12 protein-coding genes are annotated in these 13,688 nt (G+C 64.0%); 7 read left to right on the top strand and 5 right to left on the bottom strand.

Annotation, left to right across the window (positions count from 1 at the left end; genetic code table 11):
• Positions 1–35 precede the first annotated feature (35 nt).
• Positions 36–815, top strand: coding sequence for a sulfite exporter TauE/SafE family protein (locus JNO50_RS08290; protein ID WP_189534461.1), 780 nt, complete (start codon positions 36–38; stop codon positions 813–815).
• Here JNO50_RS08290 and JNO50_RS08295 read toward each other — a convergent pair.
• Complete coding sequence (locus JNO50_RS08295) at positions 766–2,376, bottom strand: ATP-binding protein (protein ID WP_189534459.1); 1,611 nt, start codon at positions 2,374–2,376, stop codon at positions 766–768. The two genes, JNO50_RS08290 and JNO50_RS08295, sit on opposite strands and share 50 nt — an antisense overlap.
• Positions 2,377–2,585: 209 nt before the next feature.
• On the opposite strand from JNO50_RS08295, the gene JNO50_RS08300 reads away from it, so the two are divergent.
• A complete protein-coding gene (locus JNO50_RS08300) occupies positions 2,586–3,203 on the top strand; it encodes a response regulator transcription factor (RefSeq protein ID WP_189534457.1) in 618 nt (205 codons plus the stop codon).
• Here the strand turns inward: JNO50_RS08300 and JNO50_RS08305 are convergent.
• From JNO50_RS08305 to recA, 4 genes are all read right to left on the bottom strand, one after another.
• On the bottom strand, positions 3,200–4,027 hold the full coding sequence (locus JNO50_RS08305; RefSeq protein ID WP_215796532.1) for a substrate-binding periplasmic protein: 828 nt from the start codon (positions 4,025–4,027) through the stop codon (positions 3,200–3,202). The two genes, JNO50_RS08300 and JNO50_RS08305, sit on opposite strands and share 4 nt — an antisense overlap.
• 63 nt (positions 4,028–4,090) lie before the next feature.
• Positions 4,091–6,724, bottom strand: coding sequence for an alanine--tRNA ligase (gene alaS, locus JNO50_RS08310; protein WP_189534453.1), 2,634 nt, complete (start codon positions 6,722–6,724; stop codon positions 4,091–4,093).
• A gap of 119 nt (positions 6,725–6,843) precedes the next feature.
• The gene (recX, locus tag JNO50_RS08315) at positions 6,844–7,314 is read right to left on the bottom strand and encodes a recombination regulator RecX (RefSeq protein WP_189534451.1); all 471 of its coding nucleotides are present in this window, start codon (positions 7,312–7,314) and stop codon (positions 6,844–6,846) included.
• On the bottom strand, positions 7,314–8,372 hold the full coding sequence (recA, locus tag JNO50_RS08320; RefSeq protein ID WP_215796533.1) for a recombinase RecA: 1,059 nt from the start codon (positions 8,370–8,372) through the stop codon (positions 7,314–7,316). Before recA ends, recX begins: the two co-directional genes overlap by 1 nt.
• Positions 8,373–8,594: 222 nt before the next feature.
• Here recA and hrcA point away from each other — a divergent pair, with 222 nt between their 5' ends.
• The 5 genes from hrcA to recR are packed head-to-tail and all read left to right on the top strand — an operon-like array spanning position 8,595 to position 13,502.
• The gene (hrcA, locus tag JNO50_RS08325; RefSeq protein WP_189534449.1) at positions 8,595–9,620 is read left to right on the top strand and encodes a heat-inducible transcriptional repressor HrcA; all 1,026 of its coding nucleotides are present in this window, start codon (positions 8,595–8,597) and stop codon (positions 9,618–9,620) included.
• 27 nt (positions 9,621–9,647) lie between these two features.
• Positions 9,648–10,670: a lytic murein transglycosylase B gene (gene mltB, locus JNO50_RS08330; protein ID WP_229804709.1), complete on the top strand. Its 1,023-nt coding sequence runs from the start codon at positions 9,648–9,650 to the stop codon at positions 10,668–10,670.
• Between the two features lie 55 nt (positions 10,671–10,725).
• Positions 10,726–12,561 carry a DNA polymerase III subunit gamma/tau gene (gene dnaX, locus JNO50_RS08335; RefSeq protein WP_189534447.1) on the top strand — a complete coding sequence of 612 codons (1,836 nt, stop codon included), beginning with the start codon at positions 10,726–10,728 and terminating at the stop codon, positions 12,559–12,561.
• A gap of 3 nt (positions 12,562–12,564) precedes the next feature.
• A complete protein-coding gene (locus tag JNO50_RS08340; RefSeq protein WP_189534446.1) occupies positions 12,565–12,903 on the top strand; it encodes a YbaB/EbfC family nucleoid-associated protein in 339 nt (112 codons plus the stop codon).
• Entirely contained in the window at positions 12,903–13,502 is a 600-nt protein-coding gene (gene recR, locus JNO50_RS08345) for a recombination mediator RecR (RefSeq protein WP_189534444.1), read from the top strand. The genes JNO50_RS08340 and recR overlap by 1 nt, the downstream gene beginning before the upstream one ends.
• Positions 13,503–13,688: the final 186 nt, after the last annotated feature.

Consider the following 13,688-nt stretch of genomic DNA (forward strand, 5'->3'; position numbering starts at 1 on the left):
GATGAGAGCCGTGTTTTCTCTTGGCTGCAGTTATCATGCTGACGTTGTTGTCCTTATGTCTGTTTTCATTTCTTGCCGGTCTGATCGACGCGGCCGTCGGTGGTGGCGGGCTGATCCAGATTCCGGCGTTGTTCACGACCCTGCCGCGTGAGGTGCCGGCCACGTTGCTTGGCACCAACAAATTCGCTTCCGCATGGGGTACCTTGTTCGCGACCCGCTCCTATCTGGCGCGGGTGAAGGTCGACTGGGCGTTGATTCTGCCGGCGGCCGCTTCGGCGCTGGTCATGGCCTTCGCCGGAGCCGCTGTTGTGTCAAAGGTGCCGACCGGATGGATACGGCCCTTCGTGCTGTGTACGCTGATTGTGATCGCGGTCTATACCTTCCGCCGCAAGGATTTCGGTTCCTTGCACAAGCCGGTGGTCGTCGGCCGCCGGCAGCAGGCGCTGGCCTTGCTGCTGGGAGGTGGAATCGGTTTTTATGATGGGCTTTTCGGACCCGGCACGGGCAGCTTTCTGATCTTCCTGTTTGTCCGCGTTTTCGGACTGGATTTTCTTCACGCTTCGGCTTCGGCCAAGGTGGTGAATCTTGCCACCAATATCGCGGCCCTGTCGTTTTTCGTTCCCGCCGGCCGCGTGCTTTACGGGTATGCGGCCATGATGGCCTGCTGCAATATCGCCGGCTCCATGGTGGGCACGCGCCTCGCCGTGAAGGGCGGCGCGCGCCTGATCCGCTGGCTGTTCCTCTGTCTGACCATTGTGCTGATCGTCAAGTTGGCGCACGATCAGTGGTCGCTGTGGGCGGCGGCAAGCGCTTGAGGTAATGACGCAAATCGACTTCCAGTTGTGAGAGGATCGTCATTCCCTGGCGGAATTCCTTGCCTATGCGGTCCGGCGTTTCGATCCGGGCCGCATTGAGCAGGTTCTCGAGTTTTGCCGCCAGGTCATCCTTGGCGATCATCCGCCCGACTCCCGCCAACCGGTGCAGCGAGGTGTACATTCCTTCTCCATCTCCTCGTTCAAATGCGTGCCAGGCCAAATCGATGTCCTTCACGTTGGCCTCCAGCACCGATTCCACGAACTGTTTTTCGAAGTCGCTGTTGCCGTAAGAGAGGCGATACAGTGTTTGTGGATCCAGTACCCGCCACACGTGCTCATCTTCCATGGCCGACCCCTTTTTTCCGGATGGAGTCTCAAGCCATTTGTTGATGGTCTGGTGCAGGTTGGCCAGCGATACCGGTTTTTCCAGGCAGTCGTCGCAGCCGGCGGCAAGGAAGGTATCCCGGATCCGGCCGGCTTGATGCGCGGTCAGCCCGATAATGACGCTTCTCCGCGAGCTGTTCGCCGTGGCTTCGATGGCGCGCATCCGCCTTACCAGCTCGGGTCCCGCCATGCCGTGCATGTGGTAGTCGACCAGCACCAGTTCGAATTGACCCGGCGTCCAGACGGACAGGGCATGCCGGGCATTTTCCGCTTCGCTGGCGCGCAGGCCGAGGTGGTGAAGTTGATGGCGCAGCAGCAGCCGGTTCGGCATCGCGTCATCGACGATCAATGCCCTGGCCCCCGCCACGCCGGGCTCCCCATCCGTATCCACGGCGAGTGTGCTGAGCGGCAGGTCCAGCCGCAAGGAGGCCACGGTGCCCTGGCCCGGACGGCTGTTCAGCGCCAGGTGACCGGACATGGCGCGTGTCATGCGCGACGACAGGTACAGGCCAAGTCCCGTTCCGGCATGGTCGCCTTCCGCGGAAAACGGCGTGAACAGGGTTTGCTGCCGTGCCGTGTCCATGCCGGGGCCGGTATCCGCGATCCGGTACTCCAATTCGATGCGTTGTCCGTTTTTGCACGCCGCCGTGGCGGTCATGGTCACTTCGCCCTTGTCGGTGAATTTGACCGCATTGGACAGCAGGTTTCCGAGGATCTGGCGGATCTGGGTGACATCACCGCGCACGAGCAGTTCGGGCGCCACGGTGACACAGGTATGGAACTGCAAGCCTTTGCGGCGGGCGATGTCCGAGTACAGGCTCGCCAGGTCGTCGGCCAGCTGTCTCGGACTGAACGCCTCCACGACGAGCGGCACGTCGCCGCTTTGCCAGCGCGCCGCGTCGACGAGGTGCTGCAGCAGATCGTTCAATTGACGGCCGGCTTCGTGCGCGTGCCGCAAATGTTCGGCGGCGTGTGCGGGAAGCGCATCTTCGTGCATGGCAAGTTCGATCCGGCCGAGGATGGCATTCAACGGCGTTCTGATCTCGTGCCCCAGTGTGGCCAGAATGATGGGAAGCTGCGGCGCGATCGGTGCTGCCGGTGCGTCGCCGGTGGGCGCGGCCCGAAACAGGTGGCGCAGCCTCGTGGTCAGGGAGGGCTTGCGTGTCGGTGTGCTCATGCTTGTTTTTCCTGGCTCCGGATGTGCCCGATGCACGGGCTGATTGCAGAAAGTGAAATTATCGCTATAGTGTGTTTTCAATTATGGTTTAAAATAAGCTCACGATAAATAAGAAATCGTGAACGGGCTGGGGGGAAACAAGGCTGACTGCAATGCGACTGTTGCCGTCAAACCCGAGCGATGAAACATATGAGAGGACACATTCCGCTATGAAACGTTTGGTTGTCATTGATGCGCATCCCGCGATCCGGGTGGCGGTACGGGCATATCTCGAAGAGCACGGCGACCTGATGGTGGTCGATGAGGCGGGAAATGCGGTGGAGGGGATCGAGACTGTGCGCAAACAGCGGCCCGATCTGGTGATTCTGGATCCCAATCTGTCCGGAGGCGACGGATTGGGGTTGATCCGGCGCCTGAAACTGTCGTGCGAAGGGGTGCGGATACTCATCCTGGCGGGGCAGGAGGAAGCGGTGTATCTGCGCAAGGCCATGGAGGAAGGTGTGGACGGATTTGTCGGCAAATCGCGCGACATGTCGGTCGTACTCAATACCGTCAATGCCGTATTGTCGGGCTATAGGTGCTTTCCCGGAGGTGGTGGCGACCAGACCAGCTTGCGCACGGTCGACGAACGCCTGATGACGTTGTCGATGCGCGAGTTGACGGTTTTGCAGCATATTGCCAGGGGATATTCGAACAAACAGATAGCGACGTTGTTGTTTATCAGTGAAAAGACCGTGAGTACTCACAAGGCCAGAGTGCTGACGAAGCTCAACCTGAAAACCGTGATCGACCTGGCGCAGTACGCGCGGGATCGCAACCTGGTTTAATGCGGCAAGTGGTAATTCATCGGCGCCGTAATCCGTTGCCGGCGCAACTGGCCGAGTTCGCCGCTTCTGGACAGGGCAAGCCAGGCATTCCTCAGGCGCTCGACCATGGCGGGGTCGCTGCCCAGGCTTGCCGCCAGATAGAGGGGCTGGGTATGGCTCGACGGCAGGAGCAGGACTTTCTCCACGGCCGCGTCGGGGATGCGGTTGATGGCCAGCTCCCATTGCAACCCGTCCGGCGCTTCGAGCAGCATGGAGACGCTTCCTGCCAGAAGCATTTTCAGGCAGTCCTTGCGCTGGTAGGCGACCACGAACTCCTTGCCTTCCATGAAATGCAACTGCCGCAGGTTTTCTTCTCCGATGTCGCCCTGCACCACGCAGGTCGTGTTGCCAAGGCGCAGATCCTCCATGGTGCGCGGCAGGGGCTGGCGGCTGCCCGCCCGCCGGTAAAACCAGCGCAGGCCGCTGTCCAGTTCGCCGATCCAGAGGAAATGCTTTTCCCGCGACTCGCTGCGGGCAATCGAGTAGATCAGCGTATTGGGGCGGGTCTGGGCAAGAAAGTAGCTGCGTTGCCAGGGGTACATCTGGATATCCGCCCGGTAGCCCGCCGCTTCGACGATACGTTTGACCATGGCGGTGTGCGGGCCCGCCGGCTGATTGCCGAGCCAGAGGGTCTGGGGAGCCCGATCCTCGGTAACAACGAAAATGGCCGGTGGTGGCGCCAGGCCGGCATGCGCCGGGCATGCCGGAAATCCTGTCAAGGCGGCCAGAAGCCATAAGCAAAGCCGCGTCATGATCTCCATCCTGTCGGCAAGAACTCCCTTCATTCTAGTTCACCAAAACAAAAACCCCCCTCTCGGGGAGGGGGGCGATCACGAAGCTCGGCAGGATCAGAGCCTGGACGCAATCCAGTCGTACACGCCGGCCAGCGCGCCGGGCACATTGTCCGGCAACGTGCCGCCGGCCTGGGCCATGTCCGGGCGGCCGCCCCCCTTGCCGCCGACTTGTCCGGCGACATGGTTGACGAGTTCGCCCGCCTTGATGCGTTTGGTGACATCGGCGGTGACCCCGGCCACCAGGCTCACTTTGCCGTCGGCACGCGACGCCAGCACGATGGCGGCGCTGCCCAGCTTGGCCTTGAGCGAGTCGAGGGTTTCGCGCAGCGCGGTATTGTCGGCGCCTTCCAATTCTGCGGCCAGAACCTTCACTCCGCCGATATCGCGGGCCGAGTCGGCCAGCGAGGCACCCGCGCTGGCGGCGAGCTTGGCCTTGAGTCGGGACAGTTCCTTTTCCAGGCTCTTGACGCTGTCCTGCAGCGCGCCGATCTTGCCGGTGATTTCGCCGCTGCTTTGCGCCTTCAGTTGCACGGACATCTCGCGGATCAGCGAGTCCTGTGCCTGTATCACCGCCACGGCGCCTTCGCCGGTCACCGCTTCGATACGGCGAACGCCCGCCGCCACGCCGCCTTCCGCGACGATCTTGAACAGGCCGATGTCACCGGTGCGCGTCACATGGGTGCCGCCGCACAGTTCGGTGGAGAAGTCGCCCATTTTCAGGACACGCACTTCGTCGCCGTATTTTTCGCCGAACAGCGCCATCGCGCCGGCGCGGATCGCGTCGTCGTAGGGCATCAACGCGGCGCTGACCGGGTAGTTGGCCGAGATCACGTGGTTGACCACGCGTTCGATTTCGGCGATTTCCTCGGCGCGTACCGGTTCGCCATGGGCGAAGTCGAAGCGCGTGCGCTCGGCGTTGACCAGCGAGCCCTTTTGGGTCACGTGGGTGCCGAGCACATGGCGCAAGGCGGCATGCAAGAGGTGGGTCGCCGAGTGGTTGCGCGCGGTGGCCTGGCGCTTGTGCAGGTCGATGGTGGCGGCGACCGTGTCGCCGACCTTCAATTCACCCCGGGCCAGCCGGCCGCGATGGCCGAAGACCGATGCCTGGATTTTCTGGGTGTCGTGCACATCGAAAAGGGCGTCGACACCGCCGGCAATGGACAGTTCGCCCGGGTCGCCGGCCTGGCCGCCGCCTTCGGCGTAAAACGGCGTGTTGTCCAGCACGACGATGCCTTCGTCTCCGGCGGCCAGCCGCTCGACCTGTTCGGTGCCCTTGTAGAGCGCGAGCACGCGCGCGTCGGTGCTGTGCGTCTCGTAGCCGCGGAAACGGGTTTCCGGGCCGTTGTAGTCGACGTTGCCGGTCATCTTGAAGCTCGACGCGGCGCGGGCGCGTTCGCGTTGCAGATCCATTTCGCGCTCGAAGCCTTCGATGTCGGCCTCGATGTTCCGCTCGCGGCAAATGTCGGCGGTCAGGTCGACAGGGAAGCCGAACGTGTCGTACAACTTGAAGAGCGTGGCGCCGTCAAGACGGTCGCGGCCGCCCTCTAGCGCGCTCTCGAGCAGGGCCATGCCGTGTTCCAGTGTCTCGGCGAAGCGTACCTCTTCCTGGCGCAGCGCGTCCTCGATGTCGCCCTGGCGGGTGCGCAGCTCGGGGTAGGCGTCGCCCATCTCGCGGGCGAGGTCGGCCACCAGGCGATGGAAGAACAGCCCTTTTTGTCCGAGCTTGTAGCCGTGGCGGATGGCGCGGCGGATGATCCGGCGCAGCACGTAGCCGCGTCCGTCGTTGGACGGCAGCACGCCGTCGGCGATGATGAACGAACAGGCGCGGATGTGGTCGGCGATCACCTTCAGGGACGGCACGTCCATGCCGAACGGGGTGCCGGTTTCGCGGGCGGCGGCGCGGATCAGCGACTGGAACAGGTCGATGTCGTAGTTCGAGTGGCCGTTCTGCATGATCGCCGAGATGCGTTCAAGCCCCATCCCGGTGTCGACGGACGGCTTGGGCAGCGGATGCATCGTGCCGGCTTCGTCGCGGTTGAACTGCATGAACACGCAGTTCCAGATTTCGATGAAGCGGTCGCCGTCTTCCTCGGCGCTTCCCGGAGGGCCTCCCCAGATGTGGTCGCCGTGGTCGTAGAAGATTTCCGTGCACGGGCCGCACGGGCCGGTGTCGCCCATCGTCCAGAAATTGTCGGAGGCGTACGGGGCGCCCTTGTTGTCGCCGATGCGCACGATGCGCCCGGCCGGCACGCCGATTTCGTCGGCCCAGATCGCGTAGGCTTCGTCATCGGTGGCGTAGACGGTGACCATCAGCTTTTCGCGGGGCAGGCCGAGCCAGGCCGGGTTGGTGAGGAATTCCCAGGCGTAGTGAATCGCGTCGCGCTTGAAGTAGTCGCCGAAGCTGAAGTTGCCCAGCATCTCGAAGAAGGTGTGATGACGCGCGGTGTAGCCGACGTTTTCCAGATCGTTGTGCTTGCCGCCGGCGCGCACGACCTTCTGGGCCGTGGTGGCGCGGGTGTAGGGACGCTTGTCGAAACCGAGGAAGACGTCCTTGAACTGGTTCATGCCGGCGTTGGTGAACAGCAGGGTCGGATCGTTGCCGGGAACGACCGGGCTCGAGGTCACCACCTGGTGGCCTTTCGAGGCGAAGAAATCCAGAAATTTCTGGCGAATGTCGGAGGTTTTCATAATGTGTTCGTTCGTCACGTTTTAGTCAGACGGAACCGCGCGCCGATCGGGCAACAGTGGCATCGCCCGATTGTGGCAAGCCGGCGCGCCGCTGGCAAGGTGTTTGACGGGGCATCGCGTCACGCATCGTCCGGCGGGAACTCGTCATCGGGCACGCCGTCGCCGGACAGCACCTTGCGGATGATGTCCATGCCGAAACCGCGCGATGCCAGAAACCGCATCTGGCGGGCTCGTTCCTGGGGCGTGGCGGGGAGGGCGCCGAACTTGCGGCGCCACAGGGACAGGGCGAGGCCGGCGTCGTCCCGTCCGGCGAGGGTGGCGCGGATGGTGTCGTTGTCCACGCCCTTGTGGCGCAGTTCCTGTTCGATCCGGCGCCGGCCGTAGCGGGTGCTGCGCGATTCGGAAAACGCTTCGGCGAACCGTTCGTCCGATTGCCAGCGGCGTTCGGACAGTTCGTCGAGGAGGGCGTCAAGCTCGCTTTCGCTTTCGGCATGGGGCGCAAGCTTGCGCTTGAGCTCGGCCCGCGAATGTTCACGCCGCGAAAGCAGGCCGACGGCCCGCTCCCGCAAGGTCTTTTCGGCTTTCGCCATTACTCGGGCAGACCGTCGTCCATCAGCGCTTCGTCGGGCTCTCCCTCGGTGATGGCGATAGTGACGCCGACTTCGTCGCGGATCTTGCGCTCGACTTCCTGTGCCACCTGGGGGTTGCTCTTCAGGTATTCGCGGACGTTGTCCTTGCCCTGGCCGATCTTCTGCCCGTTGTAGCTGTACCAGGCGCCGGACTTCTCGATAAAGCCGTGCTTGACGCCGAACTCGATGATTTCCCCCTCGCGGGAGATGCCCTCGCCGTACATGATATCGAAGTCGGCCTGGCGGAACGGCGGGGAGACCTTGTTCTTCACCACCTTCACGCGGGTTTCGTTGCCGACCACTTCGTCGCCCTTCTTGATGGCGCCGACGCGGCGGATGTCCATGCGCACCGACGCGTAGAATTTGAGCGCGTTGCCGCCGGTGGTGGTTTCCGGATTGCCGAACATCACGCCGATCTTCATGCGGATCTGGTTGATGAAGATCACCAGGGTGTTGGTGCGCTTGATGTTGCCGGTCAGCTTGCGCAGCGCCTGGGACATCAGGCGGGCCTGCAGGCCGACGTGGGAGTCGCCCATCTCGCCCTCGATTTCGGCCTTCGGCACCAGGGCGGCCACCGAGTCGACCACGATGACGTCCACACCGCTCGAGCGCACCAGCATGTCACAGATCTCGAGCGCCTGCTCACCGGTGTCCGGCTGGGAAATCAGCAGGTCTTCGACCTGTACGCCGAGCTTTTGCGCATAGACCGGGTCCAGCGCGTTTTCCGCGTCGATGTAGGCGCAGGTGCCGCCCAGCTTCTGGGCTTCGGCGACCACCTGCAGACACAGTGTGGTTTTGCCCGAGGATTCGGGTCCGTAGATTTCCACGACGCGGCCGCGCGGCAGGCCGCCGACGCCGAGCGCCAGGTCAAGACCCAGCGAGCCGGTCGAAATGACCTGCAGGTTTTCGGTGATCTGATTGTCGCTCATGCGCATGATCGAACCCTTGCCGAACTGCTTTTCGATCTGGGCAAGGGCAGCCGCCAGCGCGCGGCTCTTGTCTTCGGAACGCTCCGCCATGCTTTCTCCACTGTTCAAGTAAACGGACTGATAGATGCCGGCGATTATCGCACAAAGACGGTTGGCCACAAATGGGCGCGGGCCGCATCTTGACAAGACGGGGAGACGCCGCCATCTAGAATGGGGACTGGCGCTGTCCATGCGATTTGCGCTATTTTGCCTCATCGGCCGCCGCCCGGGGGCGGCGCATGCCGACATGCCAGACCGACCGCAATGGAAACCATGCTCAACGACCGTGCCCAGCGTCTCCTTAAGGCGCTGATCGAACGCTATATCGCCGACGGACTGCCCGTGGCGTCCCGAGCCCTGACCGCCGTGCCGGGGCTGGAGCTGTCTCCGGCGTCGATCCGCAATATCATGGCCGACCTGGAGGACATGGGGCTGATCGTCTCGCCGCATACCTCCGCCGGGCGGGTGCCGACCCAACTGGGGTACCGGCTGTTTGTCGACAACCTTCTGACGTACGGGCCGCCGGCCGAGGAGGATGTGCGCGAACTGGAGCACTCGTTGCAGCCGGACAGCCCGCAAAAGCTCGCCCAGGCGGCGTCTGCGCTGCTCTCCGGGCTCACCCGCTTCGCCGGTGTGGTGATGACGCCGCAGCGCGCGGACGTGACGTTCCGGCAGGTGGATTTTCTGCGTTTGAGCGGCCACCGCGTGCTGCTCATCCTCGTCACGCTGGACGGCGACGTTCAGAACCACCTTCTGGCGACCGAGCGCGATTATTCGCCCGCGGAGCTGATCGAGGCGGCCAATTTTATCAACGCCCATTATGCCGGTCAGGGGCTGTCCACCGTGCTTCGCGGCCTGGAAGCGGAGCTGTCGCGCCTGCAGGGCGACATCTCCGAGCTGATGGGCGCGGCGATCCGACTCGGGCGCGACAGCCAGGCGCGAGCCGGGGACGCGGTGGTGATCAGCGGCGGCAGCAACCTGCTCAACGTGCGCGACCTTTCGGACAACATGACCCGTCTGCGCGAGCTGTTCGGCATTTTCGAGCGCAAGACGGACCTGATGAAGCTGCTGAGCCAGAGTTGCGAAGCGCAAGGCGTGAACATTTTCATCGGCAAGGAGTCCGGCGTGATGACCCTCGACGAATGCTCGGTGGTGACGGCGCCCTACCGGATCAACGACAACATCGTCGGCACCCTTGGCGTGATCGGTCCGACACGCATGGACTACGAACGTGTGATCCCGATTGTCGATATCACGGCGCGGCTGGTCTCCTCGGCGCTGTCCTTTTCTGAATCCTGAATCCGCTTTGCCGGAAGAAAGTCTCCTGTGAAACCCGTCAAACCCTTTCGTCTGCCTCTTGCCCTGATCGCCCTGACGCTGTCGGGCCCGGTCTTCGCGGATGCCGCTTTCCTCGCGAGAGCCGACGTTCAGCGCTACATCGACGAAGAGGTGGCCAAGGGCGAGTTCGATCGGCCCGCCCTGGAGGCGGTGTTTGCCAATGTCGAGTTGAAGCCGAATGTAATGGCCATTCTCGACCGGCCTTCCACGTCCAGACCGTGGTACCAGTTCCGCAAGAGCTTCTGGAACGAGCCGATGTTCCGCGACGGCGTGGCCTTCTGGAAGAACAACGAGGACGCGCTGGCCAGGGCGTCGGCGCAATACGGCGTGCCTCCCGAAATGCTGGTGGCGATCCTTGGCATCGAAACCCATTACGGCCGCAATACCGGCAGTTTCCGCGTGGCCGACGTGCTGGCCACGCTGGGCTTCGATTACCCGCGGCGCGCGGCGTTTTTTCGCAAGGAGCTGACCGAACTGCTGCTTCTGGCCCGCGAGGAGCGGCTCAATCCCCTGCTGCTCAAGGGGTCCTACGCCGGCGCGATGGGCTTGCCGCAGTTCATGCCGTCCAGCTTCCGCAAATGGGCGGTGGATTTCGACGGCAGCGGCCATCGCGATATCTGGAACAACCCGCATGACGCGATCGGCAGCGTCGCCAACTACTTCGGCCAGCATGGCTGGATCGCCGGCGACGATGTGCTGCTGCCGGCGAGCGTCGCGCCGGGGCCGGAAGTGGACCGGCTGCTGGGCGACAAATTCAATCTGCGCTACACCATCGACGAATTGCGCGCCATGGGCGTGACGCCCGATGTGCCGGTGAACGGGAACGTGAAAGCGGTGCTCGTCGCGCTGGAGACGTCCCCCGGCGTGACCGAGTACTGGCTCGGTCTGAACAACTTTTACGTCATTACCCGTTACAACAAGAGTACACTGTACGCCAAGGTGGCGACCGATATCGCCCGGGAGCTGAAATCCCGTTATCTGGCGGATAGGGGCGCCGCCGCGGCGCAGTGACGCGTGCGCCGAAAACAGTCGCCTTGCCGATGATTTGCCTTTAGAATCCGCCCCCATGAGTTATCAAGTCCTCGCCCGAAAATGGCGCCCGCGCCGCTTCGCCGATCTGGTCGGCCAGGAGCACGTGGTTCGCGCCCTGACCAACGCGCTCAGGGAAGAGCGCCTGCATCACGCCTACCTGCTCACCGGAACGCGCGGCGTGGGCAAGACCACCATCGCGCGCATCCTCGCCAAAAGTCTCAACTGCGAAACCGGCATCGGCGCCGATCCGTGCGGCGAGTGCGCGGCTTGCCGCCAGATCGAGGCGGGACGCTTCGTCGACCTGCTGGAAATCGACGCGGCGTCCAATACCGGTATCGACAATATCCGCGAAGTGCTGGAGAACGCCCAGTACACGCCAACCCTCGGCCGTTACAAGGTCTATATCATCGACGAAGTGCACATGCTCTCCAAGAGCGCCTTCAATGCGATGCTCAAGACCCTCGAGGAGCCGCCGGCGCACGTCAAGTTCATTCTCGCCACCACCGATCCGCAGAAGGTGCCGGTGACGGTGCTGTCGCGCTGTCTGCAGTTCAGCCTGCGCAACATGACGCCCCAGCAGGTGGCCGGGCATCTGGCCCATGTGCTCGATGCGGAAGGGGTCAGCTACGAGCCTGGCGCGCTGGCTTTGCTCGGACGCGCCGCGGCCGGATCGATGCGCGACGCGATGTCGCTGCTCGATCAGTCGATCGCCTACGGACTGGGTGACGTGCGCGAGGACGGCGTCCGCTCGATGCTGGGCGCCGTGGACCGGCGCTATCTTTTCGCGCTGGTCGAGGCGCTGGCCGACGCGGATGGCGCGACACTGATGGCGGAAGCCGAAAAGCTCGCGGAGCGCGGCATCGGCTTCGACAGCGCGCTTGCCGAGCTCGCGCTGCTGCTGCACCGGATCGCGCTCGCCCAGACGGTGCCGCAGGCGCTGGATCCGGACGAGCCGGATCGCGACGTCCTCGAGACGCTGGCGGCGCGGATCGCGCCGTCCGACGCGCAACTTTACTACCAGATCGCCATCCACGGGCGGCGCGATTTGGCGCTCGCTCCCGACGAGCACGCGGGCTTCACCATGTGCCTGCTGCGCATGCTCGCCTTCCATCCATCGCGGCAGCCGGCCAGCGCGCCGGTCGCGGAACCGCGCGCCGCGGCCCCCGCGCCGCGCCATGAGCCTCAGGCTCCCGCGCATTCGGGCGCGGCCCAGGCGCGCGCCATTCTGGCCGGCGCGGGCCGTTCGCACGGCGCTTCGCCGTCGCCGGCCCAGCCGCGCGAGCGGGCCCCCGATCCGGAGCCCGAGCCTGCGCGGCAGGTTTCGCCGCCCGCGTCTTCCCGGGTCCGACCCGCGGCGGCCGCCGAGCCTGCCGAGTCCGACGAAGAGGATATCGCGCTCGGCGACGCGGCGATGGCGGCGGCCCGGCCGGATCCGGTGCCGGACGACCAACCGGCCGCGGCCGAGGAGCCTCCCGCCGCGTTCGACGGCGACTGGGCGGCGCTCGTGGCGCTGCTCGGACCCCGCATGGGCACCGCGCGGATGCTGGCGCACAATGCCGTGCTCAAGCACTGGTCGGACGGGCGCTTCGAACTGGCGGTGCCGACCGGCTTTCGCCATATGGTCGGGCGCGATTATCAGGAAAAACTCCGGGCTGTCCTGTCCGGTCATTTCGGGCGCTCCGTCGATGTGACGGTGACGGTCGAGGAGCTGGGGCAGGAAACCCCCGCCATGCAGGAAGCCCGCTACCGCCAGGAGCAGTTGCGCGCCGCGCGCGACAACCTGGAAAACGATCCCGTCGTGCAGCAGTTGCGCCGAGATTTCGACGCCGTGCTGCTCGTGGAGACCATTCAACCTGTTCAGGAGTTGTAAGCCATGTTTGGTAAAGGTGGAATCGCTGGTCTGATGAAGCAGGCCCAGCAGATGCAGGAAAACATGAAGAAGGCCCAGGAAGAGCTGGCCAACGTCGAGGTGGAAGGGCATGCCGGCGCCGGCATGGTCAAGGTCACGCTGACCTGCGGCCACGTGGTCAAGCGCATCAGCCTTGACGACAGCCTGCTTGAGGATGCCAAGGACGACAAGGAAATGCTCGAGGACCTGATCGCCGCGGCATTCAACGACGCGATGCGCAAGGCCGAGGCGACGACCCAGGAGCGCATGGCCGGCTTCACCGCGGGCCTGAATCTGCCCGCTGGCATGAAGCTGCCGTTCTGATGAAGAACCCGCCGTCCCTCGATCAGCTCATCGCCGCGTTGAAAGTCCTGCCCGGGGTCGGACCGAAGTCCGCCCAGCGCATGGCGTTCCATCTGCTGCAGAGGGACAAGGGCGGCGCACAGCGTCTGGCGCGCGCCCTGGATGCGGCGCTCGGGCAGGTCATCCATTGCGAGCGTTGCAATACCTTCAGTGAAACCCCGCTGTGCAACGTGTGCGCGGATCCCGGCCGGCGCCAGGATCTGCTGTGCGTCGTGGAAATGCCGGCGGACCTGCTGATGCTCGAGCAGGCCAAATGCTACGATGGGCTGTATTTTGTGCTGATGGGCCGCGTTTCACCGATGGAGGGCATCGGCCCGCGCGATGTCAATCTCGACAAGCTGATGGTGCGCGCGCTCGACGGCGTCGTCGCCGAGGTGGTGATCGCGACCAATTTCACCGCGGAAGGCGAAGTCACCGCGCACATGGTCGGCGAACTGCTCAAAGAACGCGGGCTGACGGTGACGCGCATCGCGCGCGGCATGCCGGTTGGTGGCGAACTGGAGTTCATCGACCCGGGCACCCTGGCCCAGGCGGTGTTCGAGCGACGCCGGCTCGCCTAGCGAAACGGAGCGCCCGCTCCGTTTCTTCCTTTTCTTTTATTCCCGAGCCACTGTCCGGTGGCGCGATTCCCGTTCATGGCTGTACGTCCTGTCACTGATCGTTACATGTTGACCCGAATGACATGAAACAAAATCATGTCACAAGTGGTCAGATTACATATCGAGAACTCGCGAAGCGCGAGCAGG

This window comes from Paludibacterium paludis (assembly GCF_018802605.1).
GTDB lineage: Bacteria > Pseudomonadota > Gammaproteobacteria > Burkholderiales > Chromobacteriaceae > Paludibacterium > Paludibacterium paludis.

Coding starts and splice junctions, on each gene's coding strand:
- JNO50_RS08290 (WP_189534461.1), top strand. CDS start 36: ATGCTGACGTTGTTGTCCTTATGTCTGTTTTCATTTCTTGCCGGTCTG.
- JNO50_RS08295 (WP_189534459.1), bottom strand. CDS start 2,376: ATGAGCACACCGACACGCAAGCCCTCCCTGACCACGAGGCTGCGCCAC.
- JNO50_RS08300 (WP_189534457.1), top strand. CDS start 2,586: ATGAAACGTTTGGTTGTCATTGATGCGCATCCCGCGATCCGGGTGGCG.
- JNO50_RS08305 (WP_215796532.1), bottom strand. CDS start 4,027: ATGAAGGGAGTTCTTGCCGACAGGATGGAGATCATGACGCGGCTTTGC.
- alaS (WP_189534453.1), bottom strand. CDS start 6,724: ATGAAAACCTCCGACATTCGCCAGAAATTTCTGGATTTCTTCGCCTCG.
- recX (WP_189534451.1), bottom strand. CDS start 7,314: ATGGCGAAAGCCGAAAAGACCTTGCGGGAGCGGGCCGTCGGCCTGCTT.
- recA (WP_215796533.1), bottom strand. CDS start 8,372: ATGGCGGAGCGTTCCGAAGACAAGAGCCGCGCGCTGGCGGCTGCCCTT.
- hrcA (WP_189534449.1), top strand. CDS start 8,595: ATGCTCAACGACCGTGCCCAGCGTCTCCTTAAGGCGCTGATCGAACGC.
- dnaX (WP_189534447.1), top strand. CDS start 10,726: ATGAGTTATCAAGTCCTCGCCCGAAAATGGCGCCCGCGCCGCTTCGCC.
- JNO50_RS08340 (WP_189534446.1), top strand. CDS start 12,565: ATGTTTGGTAAAGGTGGAATCGCTGGTCTGATGAAGCAGGCCCAGCAG.
- recR (WP_189534444.1), top strand. CDS start 12,903: ATGAAGAACCCGCCGTCCCTCGATCAGCTCATCGCCGCGTTGAAAGTC.